The organism is Exiguobacterium sp. s193, from assembly GCF_018618755.1.
GTDB lineage: Bacteria > Bacillota > Bacilli > Exiguobacteriales > Exiguobacteriaceae > Exiguobacterium_A.
On record NZ_JACSMR010000002.1, the window covers coordinates 360177 to 383424 of the forward strand.

The 23248-nt window shown below is 47.9% G+C and carries 23 protein-coding genes; 22 read left to right on the forward strand and 1 reads right to left on the reverse strand.

Going from position 1 to position 23248, the window contains the following annotated elements; translation table 11 throughout:
* Window positions 1-14 precede the first annotated feature (14 nt).
* A complete protein-coding gene (locus tag KNQ04_RS05480; protein WP_214847896.1) occupies window positions 15-488 on the reverse strand; it encodes a DUF309 domain-containing protein in 474 nt (157 codons plus the stop codon).
* 94 nt (window positions 489-582) lie between these two features.
* Here KNQ04_RS05480 and KNQ04_RS05485 point away from each other — a divergent pair, with 94 nt between their 5' ends.
* The 22 genes from KNQ04_RS05485 (at window position 583) to KNQ04_RS05590 (ending at window position 23169) form a co-directional block, all read left to right on the forward strand.
* Window positions 583-1338, forward strand: a complete 756-nt coding sequence (locus tag KNQ04_RS05485; protein WP_214847898.1) for a segregation/condensation protein A — start codon at window positions 583-585, stop codon at window positions 1336-1338.
* A complete protein-coding gene (gene scpB / locus KNQ04_RS05490; protein ID WP_214847900.1) occupies window positions 1328-1900 on the forward strand; it encodes an SMC-Scp complex subunit ScpB in 573 nt (190 codons plus the stop codon). Before KNQ04_RS05485 ends, scpB begins: the two co-directional genes overlap by 11 nt.
* Window positions 1900-2661 carry a pseudouridine synthase gene (locus KNQ04_RS05495; protein WP_214847902.1) on the forward strand — a complete coding sequence of 254 codons (762 nt, stop codon included), beginning with the start codon at window positions 1900-1902 and terminating at the stop codon, window positions 2659-2661. The genes scpB and KNQ04_RS05495 overlap by 1 nt, the downstream gene beginning before the upstream one ends.
* Window positions 2662-2787: 126 nt before the next feature.
* Complete coding sequence (gene resA / locus KNQ04_RS05500; RefSeq protein ID WP_214847904.1) at window positions 2788-3378, forward strand: thiol-disulfide oxidoreductase ResA; 591 nt, start codon at window positions 2788-2790, stop codon at window positions 3376-3378.
* A gap of 21 nt (window positions 3379-3399) precedes the next feature.
* The gene (gene resB, locus KNQ04_RS05505; RefSeq protein WP_251136891.1) at window positions 3400-4941 is read left to right on the forward strand and encodes a cytochrome c biogenesis protein ResB; all 1542 of its coding nucleotides are present in this window, start codon (window positions 3400-3402) and stop codon (window positions 4939-4941) included.
* Window positions 4938-6104: a c-type cytochrome biogenesis protein CcsB gene (ccsB, locus tag KNQ04_RS05510; RefSeq protein ID WP_285801171.1), complete on the forward strand. Its 1167-nt coding sequence runs from the start codon at window positions 4938-4940 to the stop codon at window positions 6102-6104. Before resB ends, ccsB begins: the two co-directional genes overlap by 4 nt.
* A 166-nt stretch (window positions 6105-6270) precedes the next feature.
* Window positions 6271-6987: a response regulator transcription factor gene (locus KNQ04_RS05515; RefSeq protein WP_012369919.1), complete on the forward strand. Its 717-nt coding sequence runs from the start codon at window positions 6271-6273 to the stop codon at window positions 6985-6987.
* Between the two features lie 2 nt (window positions 6988-6989).
* Window positions 6990-8717, forward strand: coding sequence for an ATP-binding protein (locus tag KNQ04_RS05520; protein ID WP_214847907.1), 1728 nt, complete (start codon window positions 6990-6992; stop codon window positions 8715-8717).
* A gap of 32 nt (window positions 8718-8749) precedes the next feature.
* Window positions 8750-9298 carry a cob(I)yrinic acid a,c-diamide adenosyltransferase gene (locus KNQ04_RS05525; RefSeq protein ID WP_214847908.1) on the forward strand — a complete coding sequence of 183 codons (549 nt, stop codon included), beginning with the start codon at window positions 8750-8752 and terminating at the stop codon, window positions 9296-9298.
* Window positions 9299-10552, forward strand: a complete 1254-nt coding sequence (gene yfmF / locus KNQ04_RS05530) for an EF-P 5-aminopentanol modification-associated protein YfmF (RefSeq protein ID WP_214847909.1) — start codon at window positions 9299-9301, stop codon at window positions 10550-10552.
* The gene (yfmH, locus tag KNQ04_RS05535; RefSeq protein WP_214847910.1) at window positions 10552-11820 is read left to right on the forward strand and encodes an EF-P 5-aminopentanol modification-associated protein YfmH; all 1269 of its coding nucleotides are present in this window, start codon (window positions 10552-10554) and stop codon (window positions 11818-11820) included. The genes yfmF and yfmH overlap by 1 nt, the downstream gene beginning before the upstream one ends.
* Window positions 11821-11824: 4 nt before the next feature.
* Window positions 11825-12529: an elongation factor P 5-aminopentanone reductase gene (ymfI, locus tag KNQ04_RS05540; RefSeq protein ID WP_214847912.1), complete on the forward strand. Its 705-nt coding sequence runs from the start codon at window positions 11825-11827 to the stop codon at window positions 12527-12529.
* Window positions 12530-12589: 60 nt separating this feature from the next.
* Entirely contained in the window at window positions 12590-13402 is an 813-nt protein-coding gene (locus KNQ04_RS05545; protein WP_251136892.1) for a DUF3388 domain-containing protein, read from the forward strand.
* 27 nt (window positions 13403-13429) lie between these two features.
* Window positions 13430-14323 carry a helix-turn-helix domain-containing protein gene (locus tag KNQ04_RS05550; protein ID WP_214847916.1) on the forward strand — a complete coding sequence of 298 codons (894 nt, stop codon included), beginning with the start codon at window positions 13430-13432 and terminating at the stop codon, window positions 14321-14323.
* Between the two features lie 47 nt (window positions 14324-14370).
* Entirely contained in the window at window positions 14371-14949 is a 579-nt protein-coding gene (gene pgsA / locus KNQ04_RS05555; protein WP_214847918.1) for a CDP-diacylglycerol--glycerol-3-phosphate 3-phosphatidyltransferase, read from the forward strand.
* Window positions 14950-15019: 70 nt separating this feature from the next.
* Window positions 15020-16267: a competence/damage-inducible protein A gene (locus KNQ04_RS05560; protein ID WP_214847920.1), complete on the forward strand. Its 1248-nt coding sequence runs from the start codon at window positions 15020-15022 to the stop codon at window positions 16265-16267.
* 97 nt (window positions 16268-16364) lie between these two features.
* Window positions 16365-17405, forward strand: coding sequence for a recombinase RecA (recA, locus tag KNQ04_RS05565; protein WP_029333186.1), 1041 nt, complete (start codon window positions 16365-16367; stop codon window positions 17403-17405).
* Between the two features lie 261 nt (window positions 17406-17666).
* Window positions 17667-19229 (forward strand): ribonuclease Y, encoded by a 1563-nt coding sequence (rny, locus tag KNQ04_RS05570; RefSeq protein WP_214847922.1) that lies wholly within the window; start codon window positions 17667-17669, stop codon window positions 19227-19229.
* A gap of 49 nt (window positions 19230-19278) precedes the next feature.
* Window positions 19279-20073, forward strand: coding sequence for a TIGR00282 family metallophosphoesterase (locus KNQ04_RS05575; RefSeq protein WP_214847924.1), 795 nt, complete (start codon window positions 19279-19281; stop codon window positions 20071-20073).
* A 28-nt stretch (window positions 20074-20101) separates the two neighbouring features.
* On the forward strand, window positions 20102-20362 hold the full coding sequence (locus tag KNQ04_RS05580; protein ID WP_214847926.1) for a stage V sporulation protein S: 261 nt from the start codon (window positions 20102-20104) through the stop codon (window positions 20360-20362).
* A gap of 202 nt (window positions 20363-20564) precedes the next feature.
* Window positions 20565-22316: a 2-oxoacid:acceptor oxidoreductase subunit alpha gene (locus KNQ04_RS05585; RefSeq protein WP_214847928.1), complete on the forward strand. Its 1752-nt coding sequence runs from the start codon at window positions 20565-20567 to the stop codon at window positions 22314-22316.
* Entirely contained in the window at window positions 22303-23169 is an 867-nt protein-coding gene (locus tag KNQ04_RS05590) for a 2-oxoacid:ferredoxin oxidoreductase subunit beta (protein WP_214847930.1), read from the forward strand. The genes KNQ04_RS05585 and KNQ04_RS05590 overlap by 14 nt, the downstream gene beginning before the upstream one ends.
* Window positions 23170-23248: the final 79 nt, after the last annotated feature.

The window sequence follows — 23248 nt, forward strand, 5'->3', positions numbered from 1 at the left end:
CCGGTCCGTATGTTTTAGGACCGGTTTTTCCATTTTCCACGGGTGACGAGTGCAGCTTGGCGCGCATCGATGACATCCTGACGGTTCCGCAAGCGGTGCTTATCCACTAAAAAGGGCCGATCAAGTGGTTCAAGTGACTGCTTTGTCAGGCACCGTGCCAAGTGGTCATCGATTGGGAGCTCAATCCGTTGATAATCGTTTGTCATGAACGTATCTTTTAATTCGATGAGCCGACCGGCATCGATTCCGGCTGCAGTCAGTGACGCGGCGTGCCGCTCGATTTTTTGGAAGGCCTTCGGGTAAGTCCGTAAAGCACCGGTCAAGTTACCGCGCCGATGATGGTACCGTGCGACGGCGAGCTGAATCAAGGCGACAAGTGATTCATCCGTCCGTCCTCCAGCTTGCCAGAGTTCTTCTAATACCTCATGGCATTCAAAGTAGTCTTCCTGTATATTGAACTCGAAAGCGAATTGTTCGATTGGGTGCATGAAGACTCCTCCTTTCCTTTTAATATAGCATAGTCGAACACTAGCGATGTATGGTATACTTAGGCGCAAAAAACGTTGATGGGCAGGGAGAATCATGGAATCATATAGTGTGAAGATGGATGCGTTTGAAGGCCCGCTCGATTTACTGTTACACTTGATCGGGAAACTAGAAATCGATATTTACGATATTTCCGTCTCGATCGTGACGGATCAATATGTGTCCTATATTCGGGCGATGCAGCATCTTGAACTCGATGTGGCTAGTGAATATCTTGTCATGGCTGCGACACTCTTGCAACTGAAAAGTAAACAGTTATTGCCGGTTGAGCAAACCGACTTCGATGATGTTCCTGATTTTGAAGAGGAACCGACACGTGAAGGTTTGATTCAGCAACTGATTGAATACAAAGCATATAAAGAAGCAGCGCTTGTCTTAAAAGAAAAGGAAGAGGCGCGCCTCGAACTCTTTTCAAAACAGCCGGAAGACTTGTTACGCTATCTCGACACGGAAGCGAATGACTACAATGGAACATTATCGTTCAGTGATTTGTTACGTGCCTATGAAAAGATGCGGCAACGTGTCGCTTGGAAAGTCAGACGCTCGAAGACAGTCAAACGAGAAGAACGATCACTTGAGCAGCAAATGATTCATGTAGCTGACTACGTGACATCAAAAGAACGGACGACCTTTTTTGGATTCTTTGCCGAACAACCGACCGTCGAAGAACTGGTCGTCAGTTTCCTTGCTGTGCTCGAACTCGTCAAACAGCGTGTCATCGTCTGTGAACAGATGAATGATGATATCTTATTACGGAGCTTGGCAAAGGAGGAGAATCCGATTGGCGTATGACCGAATCATTGAAAGTCTGTTGTTTGTCGTCGGAGACGACGGCATCGATCCACGTGGCCTGAGCCAAGTGCTTGAAATCAGTGAAGCAGCGGCGCGTGAACAGCTACATGCGCTCCAGCATCTGTTTGAATCGGAAGGGCGTGTACTCCAGATCGTTGAATCGGGCGGCGTCTTTAAGATGGTGACACGAAAAGACATGTCACCATACATTCAAGCCTATGCAGGGTCGCTCGCAGAAGACAGCTTATCGCGCGCTGCGATGGAGACACTGGTCATCATCGCCTATAAACAGCCCGTCACGCGTGCAGACATTGAAGTCATTCGTGGTGTCAAGACGGAACGTGTCATCCACACGCTGAGTGCAAAAGGATTGATTGAAGAAGCCGGACGCGCAAAAGGTGTCGGGCGTGCTAAATTGTATAAAACGACGGATCATTTCTTAGACCATTTCGGTCTCAATAGCATCGAGGAATTACCACCGCTCGAATTTGAAGAAACGTTCGAAGCGGACGGCGATCTATTTTTTAGAAATGAACCGTCATTAGAGGAGAGAATAAATTAATGGAACGTCTACAAAAAGTTATCGCACAAGCTGGTGTCGCATCACGACGCAAAGCAGAAGAATTAATTACAGAAGGTCGCGTCAAGGTCAACGGAAAAGTCATCACGGAGCTTGGGACGAAAGTCGGCGGACGTGCTGAGGTTGAAGTCGATGGCGTCAAGCTCGAACGGGAAGAACACGTCTACTACATGTTGTACAAACCAACGGGTGTCGTTTCGACAGTTGAAGATGATAAAGGGCGCAAAACAGTTGTTGAGCTTGTCCCACCCGGACACCGAGTCTTCCCAGTCGGACGTCTTGATTACAACACGAGTGGATTACTCTTATTGACGAATGATGGTGAATTTTCAAACCTCTTGCTGCACCCGAAATTTAAAGTCCCAAAACGCTACATCGTCAAAATTAAAGGTGTGCCGGATTATTACCACGTCAAAGGTCTTGAAAAAGGTGTCGTCTTACCGGACGGATTCAAGACAGGGAAAGCACGGGTTGAAATGCGTGACGTCGATAAGAAAAAGAATACGGCGATTCTTGAAATGGTCATCTATGAAGGGCATAACCGTCAAGTCCGTCAAATGGTCGAAACGCTTGGGGCAGAAGTCATCAAGTTGAAGCGGGAACAGTTTGGATTCTTGACGTTAGCAGGGCTTACTTCAGGAGACTGGCGTGAACTTTCAAAAAAAGAAGTCAATCAATTGCGTGAGCTTGCGGATCCTGTCGCGCCACCTACGAAAAGACGTAAGAACACAAAAAAACGTTAATTTGTAAAGCGGAAAGCTCACCTAATCGGTTGAGTTTTCTTTTTTTGTGACAAAACGATTAACGTATTTCACATAGTCTCAACATTTAAGCGATTTCAAGTACAATATGGGTGGAGGCGGTATAACATGAAAAAAAAGAATCAAAACCCGGAAGAACGGCTGGCAGCGGCGAAACAAAATAAGAAAAAGCGTTCATTCTGGCGACTGATGATCATGACGATCGTTCTGTTTGCTGGGGCAGTCGTTATCATGCAGTTCGTCGATCAAGCGACACGCGATAAAAATGGTCGTGTCATGGCGGGAGACGATGCACCAGATTTTGCACTCGTCGACTTGTATGGTGAGAAACAACATTCATTGGACGAATATAAAGGCAAAGGTCTATTGCTGAATTTTTGGGGAACGTTTTGTGAACCGTGTAAAAAAGAGATGCCGTTGATTAACGATAATTACAGTATGATGCAAGACAAAGGCGTCAATTTTGTTGCGGTCAACGTCGGTGAGACACCAGTCCGCGTCTCGAGTTTCATCAAAGACATCGGTGGAACGGATTATCCGGTCTTGATGGATACGAACAGTTCCGTCGAAAAAGCGTATGGCATCTATAATTTACCTGTGACATTCATCATCAATAAACAGGGTGAAGTCGTTGAAAAGTATGAAGGTGAAATTGATCAAGCGAAGTTAGAAGAAATGATAAAAAAAGCAAACGAGTAACGCATCGAGGGGGAATTGATGATGCAGCAGGAATATAAACAACTGGATATGCGTTATGAAGAAGCAGAGCTTCGTTCAAAACGAAAAAATCAGTCGTGGATTGACCGGACATGGACATTCTTCTCTTCTGTCAAAGTCGGCCTATGGTTGATTGGTTTAATCATTCTCGCGAGTGGTGTCGGAACGATTTTCCCACAAGAAATGTATATTCCGAAAGCGTCACCGCCGGAAGAATTTTATGGAAAAGAATACGGGACGGCCGGCGATATTTACTACGCATTAGGCTTTCATAACTTATTTGAATCCTGGTGGTACATCGGACTGATCACGCTCTTATTACTGTCAATCATCATCGTATCGATTGACCGTTTCTTTCCGCTCTATCGGGCGTTGAAGAAACAACCGGTCATCCAGTCAGACCGCTTCATGGGCGGTCAGCGATTTGGCGCTGAGACGGATGGGACGGTCGCGCAAATTGATGCGGTTGAACCGTTACTCAAGAAAAAAGGCTATAAAATCCGTCGGCAAGACGGCGCGCTTTTAGCAGAAAAACAACGCTTCGGACGCTGGGGTCCCTACATCAACCACATCGGACTCGTCTTGTTCTTTGGTGGTGCAATGTTACGGATCGTCCCCGGTATGCACGAAGATGAACTGTTGTGGCTCCGGGAAGGGGAGACCCTGCCGATTGAAGCTACGGATAATCAGTATTACCTCGAAAACAATGCTTTCAACATTGAATTTTATGATCCTGAAAAGGTCGATGAGAAATTCAGTGAAGCATTGAAACGGGCGGGGGGCAGCGTGCCGAAAAACTACGACACGAAGATGACGTTATACAAAAAAACGGGGATGACAGACGATTTCAAACCGAGACTTGAAAAAGTCAAGTCCGGTGAGACGGCTGTTAACCAACCGTTCGAGTTTAATGATTATCAAGTCTTCCAAGAACAATATGCGGCAGACCCTGAATTCAAAACGATGTCGTTTAACATCGAAAACCAGAAGACGGGAAAAGTCGTCGATACGATCAAAGTCGACTTGCGGAATCCAGATGCGACGTATGAATTGAAGAACGGATATGAAGTCGAGTTAAAAGACTTCCTGCCGGACTTTGTCGTCAAAGACGGAAAACCGACGACGAATTCTTCACGCCCTGTCAATCCGGCCTTCGTCTTTAATATTAAATCACCGGAACATCCGAAAGGTGAACGGAGTTTGATCGGGATTAAGCTCAACGTCGGTGGCGATGAAAATCAATACAAACTCGGGTTTGCCGGGACGGAACTTTCAAACATCTCGGGTGTCCGTATCAAAAAAGATTTGACGTTACCGTTCCTGTTCGTTGGAGGTATCATCTTCATGGCAGGTCTCTTGATCGGAATGTATTGGCCGCACCGCCGTCTTTGGTTAAAAGAAACGGCTGGTCAGGTTAAGATTGCGGGTTATACGAATAAGAATGCATTAGGACTTCAAAAAGAAGTCAATCTCGCCTTGACAGAAGTAGGTCTTCCGCAACTTGAAGACCGGCAGAAGTTGCGGGAAGAGGGGGAAGCGGAATGAATTTGCTTAATTTGAGTGGGAACTTACTCTTGACGTCGTTTATCCTGTATCTCATCAGTACGGCATTCTTTGCTGTCGCAACAAGTGGGAAAAAGGGACCGACACGGTCAGGGAAGATTGCTTTTACACTCGCGATCATTGGATTTGCAACACAGCTCGGTTATTTCTTTACACGCTGGGCAGGGGCAGGACACGTTCCGGTGTCGAACTTATATGAATATACGACGTTCTTCGGCATGATGATGGTACTCGGTTTCTTGATCGTGTACGGGATTTACCGCAATAACGTCTTAGGATTGATCGCGATGCCAATCGCTTTGCTCGTCATCGCCTACGCTTCGATGTTCCCGGATGAGGTTCAACCGTTGATTCCGGCACTTCAAAGCGTCTGGTTAAAAATTCACGTCACGACAGCAGCGCTCGGCGAAGGAATCCTTGCCGTCAGTTTTGCGACAGGATTGCTGTACTTGGTCCACGCAACGGACTTCAAAAAAGAATCAAAAACACGTACATGGCTTGAAGTCGTGATGTTCGCATTAACATGTGTCGTCGGCTACATTCTCGTTGGTCTTTTATTTAATGCTCTCTCGACAAATGCGACGATTGAATATGTCGCGAAAAACGGTGCAACGATGCAACACGATTACACGATGCCCGTCCTGACAGGTCCGGAAGGCGGAAAAGTCATCTCTGGATCAGGTGCAGTCGTCGAATTGCCGAACTTCTTGAACGCAAATAAAGTCAACACGGTTCTTTGGTCCTTGATTGGTGGTCTCGTCTTGTACGTGCTGCTGCGCTTCGTCATCCTCCGGAAACGGCTTGCAGAAAGCTTAAAACCGATTGCGCGTAAAATCGATTTAGAGACGGCGGATGAAATCAGTTACCGGGCGATTGCGATCGGTTTACCTGTCTTCATCCTCGGAGGATTAATTTTCGCGATGATTTGGGCTCAAATGGCATGGAGCCGCTACTGGGGCTGGGACCCGAAAGAGGTTTGGGCACTGATTACGGCACTGTTCTATGTCTTCTACTTGCATATGCGGATCCAGCGTGGCTGGATTGGTAAAAAATCAGCATGGTTATGTGTCGGAGGATTTGGTGTCATCATGTTCAACTTGGTGTTCGTCAATCTCGTTGTCGCAGGACTTCACTCTTACGCATAATGACTATTAAAAAGGATTCAACGATCGATGTATGTTGTCGACTGTTGAATCCTTTTTTTGCGATGCAAAGGAAGACAGTTCGGCAGGATTTTTCTTTTTGTTTCATAGTATACTAAAAGAGTAGTAGGATAGAGGAGAGAGACTAGTTCATGGGAGGAATCAACTGATGTCAGAAGAAGCACGTATTTTAGTCGTCGATGATGAAGAACGGATTCGCCGCTTGTTAAAGATGTACCTCGAACGCGAAAACTTTACGATTGAGGAAGCAGACAATGGAGAGACGGCGCTCGAGATGGCGCTCGAAACCGAATATGATGTCATTCTACTTGATTTGATGATGCCGAAGCTTGATGGTATGCAAGTCTGTGAAGAATTGCGCAAGACAAAAGCGACACCAATCGTCATGCTGACGGCGAAAGGTGAAGAGACGAACCGGGTCCATGGATTTGAGATGGGCGCGGACGATTATATCGTCAAACCATTCAGTCCGCGCGAAGTCGTCCTGCGGGTCAAAGCGATTTTACGTCGCGCCAGTGCGACGAAATTCTTACACACGGATGCGAAAACGAAAGACGTCATCGTCTTCCCGCACTTGACGATCGACAATGATGCCCACCGCGTGACGGTCGAAAGTCAGGAAGTCAACTTGACACCAAAAGAATACGAACTGCTGTATTTCCTGGCGAAACAGACTGACAAAGTGTTCTCACGGGAACAATTGTTAAAAGAAGTCTGGAACTATGAATTCTTCGGCGATTTACGGACGGTCGACACGCACGTTAAACGCCTGCGGGAAAAACTGAACCGCCTATCTCCGAATGCGGCACAGATGATCACGACGGTCTGGGGTGTCGGTTACAAATTCGAGAATAACCCCGCTTGACGATGAAGTGGTTACAGAGTGTCGTCATCAAATTATGGGGAACGATTCTATTACTCGTTTCCGTCGTTTTGATTGCTTTGACGATTTTATTGCTTGAATTTTTCAATTCGTTCCACATTGAACAAGAGCGGGGACACCTCGCAAAACTTGGACAACAGGTTGAAACGGTTTTTCAAGCGCACGACGGGCTTGAAGAAGGGTCGGCGACTGCCGTCGAAATCACGGATATCTACGGGGCGACGTTGATTGCGACAACGAAGGACGAAACGATTCAAACGAATATTTCAGAAGAGAAGGCACGACGGATCATCAAGGAGTTAGAACGTCAAAACTGGAAAGCGGTCGATGGTGAAGAAGGAGAGACGGCAATCGGAAACTATGAGGTCTTCGATGGAAAGGCTGCGCTCGCCTACCGGGCACCGCTCGTGACAGCGAGTGGGACCGGAACGACGTACTTAATCGAGCAACTGACGAACATCGAACAAGCGAATGAAGGCGCCCGGCAGATTATTCAACTGTGTGTCTTACTCGCCATCATCGGAACGACGGTCTTTGCCTTTTTCTTATCGACGCGCATCACGGCGCCGCTGCGGACAATCCGCCAAGCCGTCGTCGAAGCAGGAGAAGGAAAGTTCGACCAAAGTCTGACACAACGTTCACGTGATGAAATCGGAGACCTGGCGTTAGCCTTTAACGAGATGAGTAGCCAGTTGAACCAATACGTCACCGATCTTGATAAGGAACGCCACTTGTTGTCTTCGATTTTACGCTGTATGGCAGACGGCGTGTTGACGTTCTCCGAATCTGGCGAGTTGCTCGCGACGAATCCACCAGCGGAAGCCTTTTTAGCAGGGGCACCGATTCCGGACGAATTGATTGATTTATTCAAGACGGTCATGCGGGAGGAAACGGAAATGACCGTCTCGTTCGAACGGGAAGGGCGGTACTATATCATCATCGTCAGTCCGTTACTCGAACACGAAGAACAGATTGGTGCCGTCGCTGTCTTACGGGACATGACGGAAGCACAACAACTCGAGAAGATGCGTGCCGATTTTGTTGCGAATGTCAGCCATGAGTTACGGACACCACTCGTCATGCTGCAAGGTTACTCAGAAGCGATCGTCGACGGAATGACAGAAAGTGACGATGCGACAAAAGAGTTTGCTTCGATCATCTATGATGAATCACAACGTCTGTCGCGTCTCGTCAATGATTTACTTGACCTTGCCCGGATGGAGGCGGGTCATCAAGAATTACGAATCGAACGAATGGAAACTGTGCCGTTTGCCGAGCGGATGATTAAAAAGTTCAAGCAGATGGGACGGGACAAACACGTTTCGTTCGAAGTCACGGGACCAAATCTCGTATTTGAAGCCGATCCTGATCAGATGGAGCAAGTCTTGACGAACTTACTCGGGAATGCACTTCGTTACACGGAGGATGGTCAAATCAAGATTAACATCGCGGAAGATAGGGAAAACATATTCTTATCCGTGATTGACTCCGGGACAGGAATCCCGGAAGAAGATGTCCCGTTCGTCTTTGACCGGTTCTATAAAGCGGACAAAGCCCGGACGCGTGGAAAAACAGGAACGGGAATTGGTCTTGCGATTGTCATGAACGTCGTCCGCTCGCATGAGGGAGAGGTCGAAGTGGAAAGTCGACTCGGCGAAGGATCGACTTTCCGGATCCAATTACCAAAAAAACAAAGGAAGCGAACTCTCTGATTCGCTTCCTTTCGCTATTAGGAGTGAATGAGATGAAAATCTATACAAAAACCGGGGACTCAGGGGATACGTCACTCGTCGGTGGTCGCGTCAAGAAAAATGATGTCCAAATCGACTTGATGGGTGAACTGGATGAACTGAACAGTTTCGTCGGTCTGGCCCGGACGAAAGCAACGTCAATCGAAGTGAAAGAACAATTAACCGTCATTCAGCACGCCCTGTTTGATTGCGGGAGTGACTTGATGTACGTCGAACCGAAAACGTCCCGTCTCAGTGAAACAGCGACGGAAGATTTAGAGAGCTGGATTGACAGTTTAACTGCACTATCCCCACCGCTTGATAAATTTATCTTGCCAGGTGGAACGGAAGCGGCGGCGACCTTACACGTCGCCCGGACGATTTGCCGCCGCGCCGAACGGTCGATGATTGGTGTCGAACGGGCACGTCATCTGTTGCCGTTCATCAATCGATTGAGCGATTTCTTCTTTGCAGCAGCGCGTTATGAAAATGCGGTTAATCAAACGGCAGATATCGAATACCTGCGCAGTGCACATGTGTTTAAACGAAAGGATGGAGAGTAAATGAGTCAGTCATTCGAAGCATGGAAAAAAGAGGGGACGACGTATCATCTCGTCCCGACTGAAAAATTCAAGACGACGACCGTCCTCGTGACATTTTCGGCACCACTTGAAGAAAAAACGTTGACGAGTCGTGCAATTTTACCCTATATCATGGAAAAATCGACGGCTGCCTATCCGTCGATGAAAGCATTACGTGAACCACTCGAAACGCTGTACGATGCGGGACTCTACGCAGATGCCTCGAAGTTCGGGGAAGAACACGTCATCTCGTTCCAACTCGATGTCGTCCGCGGTGACCTCGTCCGCCATGAGACACTGCTCGCAGAAGCCCTTGATTTACTTGAACAAATGATTTTCTATCCCGACTTGACGGAAGGTGGATTCCGTGAACAGTTCGTCAAACAAGAGAAGCGTCTCCACGCGCTACGGATTAGCTCACTTTATGATGATAAGATGCGCTTTGCCCAGCAGCGTCTCCTCGAACTGATGGCGCCAGGCGAAGCCGTCTCGTTGTCTTCACTCGGTACGCTGGAAGCGTTAGAAGAAATTTCAGGACAGACTTTACGCGATACATATCGGTCCATGATCGAGGACGACCGGATCGATGTTTTCGTCGTCGGTCATGTGACGCGTGACGAGATGGAGGATGCGTTATCCTTCCTCCCTTCACACAGTGAGAAGCCAAGTCATTATATTCCGGCTTTAAAACAAGTCGCGGGTGTTAAACGGTCATCGGAAACACAGCCGATCAAACAAGGGAAATTACATTTAGGCTACCGTGTTGCAGTCGATCCGACGTCTGCCGATTCGATTCGGATGCAGATCGTTAACGGACTTTTTGGCGGGTTCCCGCACTCGAAGTTGTTCATGAACGTCCGTGAAAAAGAGAGTCTCGCATACTACGCTGCTTCACGCTACGCAGCCTTGAACGGTGCCTTGTACGTGTATTCGGGCGTTGAAACCGAAAAAGCGGAACGGGCCGAGACGATCATTAAAGAACAATTGGTGGAGTTGAAAGCCGGGAACTTTACGGATGAAGAATTGACACAAACGAAGGCGATGTTGATCAATGCCCGGCGTCAGATTCTCGACCAACCGGGACAACTGATTGGCTGGTTAAACGGGTCGAAAATGCGTGGATTGACACTCGAAGATGAGATTCATATCATCGAGACAGCGACGCGTGAGGATGTCATCCGACTCGCGGCGAAAATCGAGCTTGAAGCAGTCTATTTATTGCGAGGTGAAGAATAATGGAACAGTTAACGTATCATGACACAGATGAAACCGTATTCTTCGAACAACTAGACAATGGGTTATCGGTCTATTTGCTTCAGAAAAAAGGATATGAAAAAACGTATGCGACGTTTACGACGCGTTACGGTTCAATTGATAATCGCTTTAAAAAAGACGGCGACTGGATTACCGTACCGGACGGAATCGCCCACTTCCTCGAGCATAAGATGTTTGAGTCGGAACAAGGGGATGTCTTCCAAGAATTTGGCCGTCTCGGTGCATCAGCGAACGCCTTTACGTCGTTTTCGCGGACCGCTTACTTGTTTTCTGCGACATCACTGATTGAGCAGAACCTCGAGACTTTGATTGATTTCGTGCAAGATCCTTATTTCACACCGGAAAGTGTCGAAAAGGAAAAAGGAATCATCACGCAAGAAATCCAGATGTATCAAGATAACCCGGGCTGGCGTCTATTTTTCGGTCTCATCGAATCAATGTACGCGAATCATCCCGTCCGCATCGATATCGCCGGAACACCGGAGTCGATTGACCAGATTACGGCGGATGATTTATATACGTGTTACCGGACATTTTATCACCCGTCGAACATGGTCTTGTTCGTCGTCGGGAATATCAATCCCGCGGAAACGCTTGAGTTGATCAAACAAAATCAAGCGAAAAAAGACTATACGGACCGTCCGGCAATCGAACGGGATTATGGAACGGAACCAAAAGAAGTCGCGCGTCCACGCTTTGAGCTTGAACTTGACGTCAAGACACCGAAAGTTTTGATTGGTTATAAAGATCAGTCCCTTCGAGGAGAAGAACAAGTCCGTCGTGAGATGACGAGCGAATTATTGTTGCATCTCTTATTTGATCAAACATCATCGACGTACCTCGAATTGTATGACGACGGATTGATTGACGATACGTTTAGCTTTGATTACTCGAGCGAAGAGGAATTTGCCTTTGCGACGTTCGGCATGGAAACGGAAGATCCGGACCGATTCATCGAAGCGTACGAAAAACTTTTGGCAACACGACCTTCGTTCAGCGAAACGGAAGTCGTCCGTAAACGGAACATGATGCAAGGGAAGTTCTTGCGTTCGCTCAATTCACCAGAATTCATTGCCAACCAGTTTTCACGTCATGCGTTAGCCGGTACGAATTTATTCGCTTTGCCGACATTGATTGCTTCCATCACGAAAGAAGAAATCGAAGCACGTTTTGACGAATTGTTCGCCCTCGAGAACCGGGCCGTCTCAATCGTCAAACCGTACGTCTGACCTGATGCGGATTTTTATTACAGGTGCGAGTGGGGCGATTGGTCTTGCGACAGCAAAACGCTTGGCTGACGCTGGGCATGACCTTGTCCTGCACACACATACACGACAAAAAGAACTCGAGCAATTCGTACAAGAGTTGCCTGTGACGACCCAAATCGTCGCAGGCGATTTGTCGAATCGCGACACAATCACAGCGTTGTGTGAGGAATTACCGGTTGTCGAAGGTTTCGTTCATATCGCCGGGACGAGCTTTAGTGGATTATTGATTGATCAAACGACGGGTTCGATTGAGTCGATGATGACGTTACACGTCGAATCGCTCATTCGGATCAGTCAGTTTTTGACACTTAAAAAAGGATTTTCCGCTCCGTTATCAATCGTCGTCGTCAGTAGTGTCCTCGGTGAGTTCGGTGCTGCCGGTGAAGTCGTCTATTCAAGCTGTAAAGCGGCGCAACTCGGTTTCGTCAAAGCATACAGTAAAGAAATCGGTCCGATGAATGGGCGGATCAATGCTGTGACACCAGGTTGGATCGATACGCCGATGAATGCCGTTTTTACGGATCAGGACCGGGAACAGGCATTAGCAGAAATTCCGGCAGGTCGCTTCGGGACAGAAGACGAAGTCGCGGCAGCGATTACGTTTTTGATTGGGAAAGAAGCCGGATATATTTCGGGCGCTGTTCTGAAAATCGATGGTGCATGGATGTAACCCCTTGAGAATTGATTGAGGAATGCTTTTCATTTTTCAAAAAATCATTTAAGATGGGGAATGGATAACCGTGTATACAAGGAGGGTTTGCGAGTGGGTGAATTCGAGCAATGGTATTTCGAATATGAATTAAACGTTGATCGCCCTGGTGTCCTCGGTGACATTGCGTCACTGATGGGGATGCTCCATATTTCAATCGTTACGATTAACGGCGTTGATCATCAACGCCGCGGGATGTTGCTTCAAACAAAACAACCGGATCAAATTCCACGCCTCGCAGCCATCTTAAAGACGATGTCGACGATTCAGGTCGTCAAACTGCGTAAACCGAAGTTGCGTGACCGCATTGCGATCCGACATGGACGCTATATCGACCATAGCAGTGATGAACGGAAAACGTTCCGCTTCGTCCGGGAAGACTTAGGGATTCTCGTCGATTTCATGGCTGAATTATGTAAGCAGGACGGTCATCTACTGATTGGAGTCCGCGGCATGCCACGCGTCGGCAAAACGGAATCAATCGTCGCCGCAAGTGTCAGTGCGAATAAAAAATGGCTGTTTTTGTCTTCGACCTTAATCAAACAGACGGTTAGAACGTCTTTATTTGATGATGAACGGTCAGGTGATTATGTTTATATCATCGATGCACTCGTCTCACAACGGCACTTTGATGAACGCCACTGGCAAATTCTGCGTGAAGTGATGCGATTACCAGCTACAAAAATCGTCGAGCATCCAGATGCGTTCGTTAAATCCAGTGAATACACATGGGATGATTTCGATTATATCATCGAACTACGGAATACGACGGAAGAAATCATCGTCACGGAACCACGTTCGGTTGGCGGAAATGAATGGTTCAATTTTGAATAAGTAATGAAAATGGAAGGTGTGTTACCGATGACCGAGCTCGGAGCCTACTTAAAGGAGCAGCGGGAGACGTTAGGTGTTTCGCTTGAGCAAATCCAAAGTACGACAAAAATTCAAAAACGCTACATCGTGGCAATTGAAGAAGGTAATTACGATCAATTGCCGGGTGCTTTTTATGCACGCGCCTTCATCAAGACATACGCGGAAGCATTAGGTCTTGATGTCGACGAAGTCTTTGAAACATATAAACGTGACTTACCGCAACCGGAAGCACAACCTGCTGTTGAGTTGTCACGGCGCGCGACGTACTCGAAATCATCCGCTCCGAAAAAGAGTGTCGCGAAACGATGGATTCCAAACATCATCATCATTCTCTTAATCTTTGCGATTGGTGTCGCGCTATATTACGCATTCCAGGCATTCCTTGACTCGAGCGATAAATCGAAAACGACGACGCCGAAACAAAATGATGTCACGATTGACAAAGGCGACGCGCCAAGCAAGGAAACAGACGTACCGGCAACGGAAGAAAAACCGACAGAAGAACCGAAAAAAGAAGAACAACCGAAAAAAGAAGTAAAGAAACCATTGGTCGCGAAAACGACTGCTGGGCAAGACATCACTTATGAAGTTCCGACGGATAAAACGATGAATGTTTCAATTAGCATTAAAAAAGATGCATCCCCGTCTCCTTTCGTAGGTGTAAGGGATACGTCACTTGAGGGCGAGGCACTTGCGCCAGACCATATCAACGCGTCTGACCCGAACCCGATTGTCGTCAAAAATGCAAAAACGGATTTAATTCGAATCCGGGTCGGTTCCATTAAAGGAATCGATAAAATCGTTGTCAACAATCAGGAACTGAAATTAAACCGTTCGCTGCTCGTTCAAAATATCTACTTGAAAAAGGTAGCTACGCCGTAAGACGGCATAGCTACTGAACTTACATAGAAAAGGAGGAGGATACCAGTATGAACTTGCCAAATCAATTGACAGTGTTGCGTGTCTTACTCATCCCTGTTTTTGTTGCAGTCTTAGCGATCGACCCAGACTGGGGACAGTGGGACGTATTAGGTGCCGAACTGCCGGTTTCCCATTTTGTTGCGGCGATGATTTTCTCAGTCGCGGCCATCACCGATTGGTTGGATGGTTACCTCGCACGTAAAAATAAATTGGTGACGAACTTCGGAAAGTTCATGGACCCGCTCGCCGATAAGATGTTAGTCGCGGCAGCGCTCGTCTATCTCGTCGAACTGGACTTCGTCGCAGCCTGGGTCGTCGTCATCATTCTCTGCCGTGAGTTTGCCGTGACGGGACTTCGTCTTGTCGCGTCAGATGAAGGGATCGTCTTAGCGGCCGGTAACTCTGGGAAAGCGAAGACATGGGTCCAGCTCACGTCAATCATCGCATTTTTGCTTCACGACGTCGGGTTTGCATTACTGAATATCCCATTCGCCGAAATCACGATGTGGCTTGCGTTAATCTTAACGATTTACTCAGGCGTCGAATATTTCTCGAAAAACATCAAATTAATTACGAAATCGATGTAACTTATCGTAAACAAGGCTGTTCGCTTATTCGGACAGTCTTTTTATATACTTCAGAAAGTAGGGATTGTAGATGAAAGCGGAAATTATTGCGGTCGGAAGTGAACTGTTGTTAGGCGAAATCGCCAATACGAATGCACAGTACTTATCGGAGTGGCTTGCGAGCTGCGGCATCGATGTCCATTATCACAGTGTCGTCGGGGATAATGAGGCGCGGATGACGGACGTCTTCAAACAGGCGCAGGCCCGTGCGGATCTCCTCGTCATCACGGGAGGGCTTGGCCCGACAGAAGATGACTTGACGAAAGAAGTGCTCGCGAAGCTGCTCGGACGCCGTCTTCAGCTCGATGAAGCAGCCTATGACCGGATCGAAGGATTTTTGAAGACGCGTGGTCGCACCATGACAGAAAACGAGAAGAAACAAGCACTCGTCATCGACGGTGCAGACGTCTTATCGAATGATGTCGGGCTTGCACCAGGTATGTCACTGAAGACCGGCGAGCACCAGTACATCCTGCTACCGGGTGTTCCGAGAGAAATGAAACAGATTATCGCGGACCATTTCGGTCATCTGTTCGGACGAGAGACCATTCAATCGAGAACGCTACGTTTCTTCGGAATCGGTGAATCGGCGTTGAATGACCGGCTGACGGATTTGATTCGTTCGTCGCAAAATCCATCCATCGCACCGTACGCGGAACTCGCTGAAGTCCGGTTACGTTTGACGGCGAAAGCAGCAGAAGAGCGAGTGGCGACTGAGATGCTGGACCAGTTGGAAAAACATGTCCTCGCGGAAGTCGGCCAGTACTTTTACGGATATGGGGAGACGAGTTTACCGGAAGTCGTCTTACAGACATGCGAACAGGCAGGGCTGACGCTTGCGGCGGCAGAATCATTGACTGGAGGTGCATTTGCAGGTGGATTGACGGATATCAATGGTGCGAGTCAGAGTTTTCGGGGGAGTGCTGTCGTCTATGATGATGCAGCCAAAATCAATCTGTTAGGTGTTGACGAAAAACTGCTTCAAGCGAAGACGGCGGTCAGTCAAGAGGTCGCGGTCGCAATGGCGGAAGGGGCACGGAAGCGCTACGGGGCAGATCTCGCCATCGCGTTGACCGGAGAGGCAGGACCATCGAGTAACAGTGGAAAAGCTGTCGGGACGGTCTACTGTGCCCTCGCAACACCGAACGGGACGGAAGTCGTTGAATTTACCTATCCTGCGTTCGACCGTGGTATGATTAGACTGCGTTCTGTAAAGGATGCGTACTTCCTTCTGTTGAAATATCTCAAAAAAAACGTAAACGAATCGAATGGTGTCTAATTTCAAGTATGCGAATAAATGTTCGTAAAAAGCTTGTCATCCGGTCTCAAAAGAAGTACAATAATCTCAGTAAGATAAATAGAAGGAGGCCTGCTACGTGAGTGATCGTAAAGCAGCACTTGAGATGGCGTTACGCCAGATAGAGAAACAGTTTGGTAAAGGTTCAATCATGAAACTAGGTGAAAACGCAGATCAGAAGGTATCCGTAATTTCTTCTGGATCAATCACATTAGATATAGCGTTAGGTGCAGGTGGATATCCACGTGGACGGGTAATCGAAGTGTACGGACCAGAATCTTCTGGTAAAACGACAGTTGCATTGCACGCCATTGCTGCTGTTCAAAAACAAGGCGGACAAGCCGCGTTCATCGATGCAGAGCATGCACTCGATCCTGCGTATGCAAACAAGCTCGGTGTCGACATCGATGAATTGTTGCTATCGCAACCGGATACAGGGGAGCAAGCACTTGAAATCGCTGAAGCGCTCGTTCGTTCAGGTGCAGTAGATGTGCTTGTCGTCGACTCCGTTGCGGCACTCGTGCCGAAAGCTGAAATCGAAGGTGAAATGGGTGACTCGCACGTCGGTCTTCAAGCACGTTTGATGAGTCAGGCCTTACGTAAATTGTCTGGTGCCACAAATAAATCGAAGACCATCGTCATCTTCATCAACCAAATTCGCGAGAAAATCGGTGTCATGTTCGGTAACCCTGAAACAACGCCGGGTGGACGTGCCTTGAAATTCTATTCGTCTGTCCGTCTTGAAGTTCGTCGTGCAGAAGCATTGAAGAACGGAACGGATATCGTCGGGAACAAAACAAAAATCAAAGTTGTTAAAAATAAAATCGCACCACCGTTCAAACAAGCTGAAGTCGACATCATGTACGGTCTAGGGATTTCAAAAGTCGGCGAATTGATCGATATCGGAACAGATCTTGATATCGTCCAAAAGAGTGGCGCATGGTACTCGTACAATTCTGAACGTCTTGGCCAAGGTCGTGAAAATGCGAAGCAATACATGGTCGAGCATCCGGAAGTCGCTGAAGAAGTCGAACGTTTGATTCGTGAACATCACGGTCTTGTTGAACGTGCGCTTGATGCGGAAGTAGAAGAAGAAACGGAAGATCTATTCGCAGAATAAGACACGAAGAAGTATCACTGTTGATGATGCTACTAAACGATAACGTTGACTCGCCTTGAGTAAACGTTATCGTTTTTTCGTTAAATCGCCGTCATTTCAACACATTTTTTGTTGAAAAGAGGAAATCATAGGAATTCTTTCCCCCACGTTCGTTGACAATGAACGAGTGCTATCCTTACAATATAGATGTACGTTTTTTAGACAGCTTCGATGAAATACCGAAATGAACTAAGAAACACCTTGCAAAGGGGAGGTGAACCCATGGATACAATAACTTGGATTATCATACTTCTCCTCACTTTGCTCATCGCATTCATCGTAGGCTACTTCTTGCGGAAATCGATTGCTGAAGCGAAGATTCAAGGCGCGGAAACCGAAGCGACGAAAATCGTCGAACGGGCACAAGTGTCAGCGGAAGCAACGAAAAAAGAAGCATTACTCGAAGCGAAAGATGAAGCTTTTAAACTTCGTAATGAAGTCGAAAAAGAACTTCGTGAACGTCGTCAAGAGCTAACGAAACAAGAAGCCCGCTTGCTCCAAAAAGAAGAGACTCTCGATCGTCGTGTCGATGCAATCGACCGGAAGGAAGATCAAATCAACACACGAGACGCTGAGATCGCGAAACGGAAGCAACAAGCTGAAGCGTTAGAACGCAAAGTTGAGGATCTGTATGAAGAAGGTCGCCAAGAGCTCGTACGTGTTGCGAATCTTTCGCAAGACGAAGCGCGCACTATCATCATGGATGAGACAAAACAAGCTGCGCTGCATGATGCGGCAATGCTACAAAAAGAAATCGAACAAAAAGCAAAAGAAGAAGCCGACAAGAAAGCACGTAACATCTTGTCACTTGCGATTCAACGGTTCGCCGCTGAACATATCGCGGAGACGACGGTATCGGTCGTCAACCTACCGAATGATGAGATGAAGGGTCGAATCATCGGTCGTGAAGGGCGTAACATCCGGACACTTGAAACACTGACGGGTATCGATTTAATCATCGATGATACACCGGAAGCGGTTATCTTGTCAGGATTTGATCCGATTCGCCGAGAAGTGGCGAAGATGGCGCTTGAGAAACTTGTCCAAGACGGTCGTATTCATCCGGCACGGATTGAAGAGATGGTCGACAAATCACGTCGCGAAGTCGATGAGCGAATTCGCGAAATCGGGGAAGAAGCGACATATGATGTTGGAATTCACGGGATCCATCCAGATCTCGTCAAAATTCTCGGTCGCTTGAAATATCGGACGAGTTACGGACAAAACGTCTTGTTCCACTCACTTGAAGTCGCGCATCTTGCGGGAATGATGGCAGCGGAACTTGGCGAAGATGTCACGCTTGCGAAACGGGCAGGTCTACTGCACGATATCGGGAAAGCGATTGACCACGAAGTGGAAGGAAGTCACGTTGAAATCGGTGTTGAGCTCGGTACGAAGTACAAAGAGCACCCAACGGTCATCAATGCGATTGCTTCCCACCACGGGGATACGGAAGCGACTTCGGTCATCTCGGTCCTCGTCGCAGCAGCGGATGCGCTCTCAGCAGCCCGTCCAGGTGCACGACAAGAAACACTTGAAAGCTATATCCGACGTCTTGAACGGTTGGAAGAAATTTCAGAATCGTTTGATGGCGTTGAAAAATCGTTTGCGATTCAAGCAGGTCGTGAAGTACGGATCATCGTCCGTCCTGATGTCGTCGATGATGTCTTAGCACACAAGATGGCGAGTGACATCCGGAAAAAAATCGAAGAAGAACTCGATTATCCGGGTCACATCAAGGTCACGGTCATTCGGGAAACACGGGCAGTCGAATACGCAAAATAAGCAAAGTGGCGGGCGACCGCCACTTTTTTAATGTATTGGAGGAAAAAGCATGAAAATTCTATTTATCGGAGACGTCGTTGGCGCACCGGGCCGACACATCTTACAACAATTCACAGCACGCCTGAAGTCGAAGTACAATCCGACCGTCATGCTCGTCAACGGTGAAAACTCGGCCCATGGTCGGGGAATCACGAAGTCGATTTATCATCAGTTGCTCGAACTCGGTTTCCATGGCATCACGATGGGAAACCATACGTTCGACAATCGGGACATTTTTGACTGGATTGATGACGCAGACCGAATCGTCCGTCCGGCCAACTATCCGGAAGGGACTCCCGGTCGTGGCATGATGGTCTTAAAAGTCGGGAACAAAAAAATTGCCGTCATCAATGTCCAAGGCACAGTCTTTTTACCTGCTCTCGGAGATCCATTCCGGACCGTCGATGAATTGATAGCGGAAGTCGAAGGGGAAGTTGATGCGATTTTTGTTGATGTTCATGCGGAAGCAACGAGCGAAAAAATTGCGATGGGCTATCACCTTGATGGACGTGTCCAAGCAGTCGTCGGAACCCATACCCATGTCCAGACAGCCGACGAGCGTGTCCTTGATGGTGGGACGGCATATATCACGGATGTCGGGATGACGGGACCACTCGACGGAGTCCTTGGTATGCGTAAAGATGATGTCTTACGAAAATTCAAGACACAGCTCCCAACACGGTTTGAAGTTGCGGAAGGACGGGAACAATTAAATGGAGTCTTGATTCATATTGACGACACGACGAAAAAAGCGACGAAAATTGAGCGGATTCATTTGACGGATCAATCGATTTTCTTTGATTAAGTGCCATTTTTGATTGGGAGGTACATGCATGGACGCCCTGAAAGTATCAGCTAAATCGAATCCGAACGCCGTCGCGGGAGCGATTGCGGGTGTACTTCGAGAGAAAGGTTCTGTCGAGATTCAGGCAATCGGTGCTGGTGCACTCAATCAGTCCATCAAAGCAGTCGCGATCGCGCGCGGCTTCGTTGCACCTGCAGGCATGGATTTAATCTGCATCCCGGCTTTTACCGACATCATGATTGATGGAGAGGAACGGACTGCAATCAAACTAATCATCGAGCCACGCTAACATCGTTCGGACATAGGTCCTAAATACACGTGACCATTTACTCGATTGGAGTAGATGGTCTTTTTGTTGTCGAACAATGAACAAAATTTTCAGTAGATTCACGAGGAGGATTGTACAACTATCTGTAAATCGGTATCATGAGGGAGGATAGTGAAGCAAGACGCTTCCATCATTTCAGGGGACAGAGAAGGAGCGAACGTCGATGTACAATCAATTATCATGGAAAGTGGGCGGTCAACAGGGTGAGGGAATCGAATCGACAGGTGAGATTTTTGCGATTGCCCTCAACCGCCTTGGTTATTATTTATATGGATACCGTCACTTTTCTTCACGAATCAAGGGCGGTCACACGAACAATAAGATTCGTGTAGCGACACATGAAGTCCGGACGGTCGCGGACGATCTCGACATTTTAGTTGCATTCGATCAAGAGACGATTGATGTCAATTTCCATGAGTTACGCCAAGGGGCGATCATCATTGCTGATGCGAAGTTCAATCCGACGAATCCGGATGATTCGCGTGCCGTTCTTTATCCGATACCGTTTACGGAAATCGCGGCTGGACTCGGAACTGCTTTAATGAAAAATATGGTTGCAATCGGTGCATCGAGCGCGATTCTCGGAATTGATCCGGAACGGTTTGAAGCCGTCGTCGAACAAATTTTCGGACGAAAGGGTCCGGAGATGGTCGAAAAGAACTTGTCGGCAATTCGCGAAGGGGCAGCTGCCTTTGAAACGATGGCACTCGACGCAGAACGGTTCATCTTAGAGCCGGCGGATGGGGTACAGCGCATGTTTATGATCGGAAACGATGCGATTGCCCTCGGTGCTGTGACAGGGGGAGCCCGTTTGATGGCAGCTTATCCGATTACACCATCGTCAGAAATCATGGAGTACTTAATCAAAAAATTACCACAGTTCGGTGGAACGGTCGTCCAGACGGAAGATGAACTGGCTGCCGTGACGATGGCAATCGGCGCAAACTATGCCGGTGTCCGTGCCTTGACGGCGTCAGCCGGACCGGGATTATCGTTGATGGCAGAAGCCATCGGGTTATCCGGGATGACAGAAACACCACTCGTCATCATCGATACACAACGGGGGGGACCGTCAACGGGACTTCCGACGAAACAAGAGCAATCGGATTTGATGGCGATGATTTACAGCACACACGGTGAGATTCCGAAAGTCGTCCTCGCACCGTCTACGGTCGAAGAAGCCTTTTATGATGCGGCAGAAGCGTTCAATATCGCGGAAGAGTATCAATGTCCCGTCATCCTCTTGACCGACTTGATGTTGTCGCTCGGAAAACAATCGGTCGAACCGCTCGACTTAAAACGGGTCGAAATCCGACGCGGGAAACTGCTGCAAGGCGACTTACCGGAACTTGCCGGGAAAGATTATTTCAAGCGCTACGAAGTGACGGAAGACGGCATCAGTCCACGCGTCGTTCCCGGGACGAAAAACGGGATTCATCACGTGACAGGCGTCGAACATAACGAAGAAGGACGTCCCTCGGAAGCAACGAAGAACCGGGTCGATCAAATGACGAAGCGCTTACGTAAACTGAACCAATTCCGCCTAGCGGACGCCGTCCTCGTGACGGAGCACCATCAAACACCAGACATCTTACTTGTTGGTTTTAACTCGACACGCGGGACAATTGAAGAAGTGATGCCACGATTAGAAGCAGACGGCATCAAAGTCGATCATCTGCATATTCGTCAGATGCATCCGTTCCCGAGCGAATTCGTCCGTCCACACCTCGAACGGGCGAAAAAAGTTGTTGTCGTCGAGTACAATGCGACCGGCCAACTCGCGAAGTTAATTCAGATGAATTGCGGATGTGCAGACAAGATTGAGCATATCTTGAAATTCAATGGTGATCCGTTCTATCCGGCGGAAGTCGTCGAACAAGTAGTAGCAGGAGGCGTTCTCAATGGCAACCTTTAAAGATTTTCGAAATGATGTCAAACCAAACTGGTGCCCGGGATGTGGCGACTTCTCGATTCAAGCGGCAATTCAGCGTGCAGTCGCAAACGTTGGTCTTGAGCCGGAAGAACTCGCCTTGATTTCCGGAATCGGCTGTTCTGGCCGGATTTCTGGTTATATCAATACGTATGGGTTTCACGGCGTCCACGGTCGCTCACTCCCGATTGCCCAAGGCGTCAAGATGGCAAACCGTGAGTTGACAGTCATCGCGTCTGGTGGAGACGGAGATGGGTTTGCGATCGGAATGGGGCACACGGTCCATGCCTTTAAACGAAATGTCGACATGACGTATATCGTCATGGACAATCAAATCTACGGCTTGACAAAAGGGCAGACGTCGCCGACATCTGCTCCTGGATTCAAGACGAAGTCGACACCAAAGGGATCGATTGAGAAAAGTATTTCACCTGTCGAACTCGCGTTGACGGCCGGCGCGACGTTCGTCGCCCAAAGTTTCTCAAACGACTTAAAAGGATTAACACGTTTGATTGAACAGGCGACGGCACATAAAGGGTTTGCTTTCATCAATGTGTTCAGTCCGTGTGTGACGTTTAACAAGGTCAATACGTATGATTGGTTCAAACAAAACTTGACAAAGCTCGATGAGATCGAAGGATATGATGCGTCGAATCTCGATACAGCGAAACGTGTCGTCCATGAACACGACGGTCTCGTCATGGGTCTGATTTATCAAGACGAGTCACGACTCGACTACCAATCACAAATCGATGGGTATGATAAAGCCGGGCTGACCTTTGCTGATCTTGAGATGAATGAAGAAACATTTAACCAACTCGCTGCTGAATTCATGTAAAATAGAGACGAATAATGGTTTGGTTTTTTGGGGATGCTAAACATTTGGTCATTACCGAATTAGAGAAAGCGGGATGACC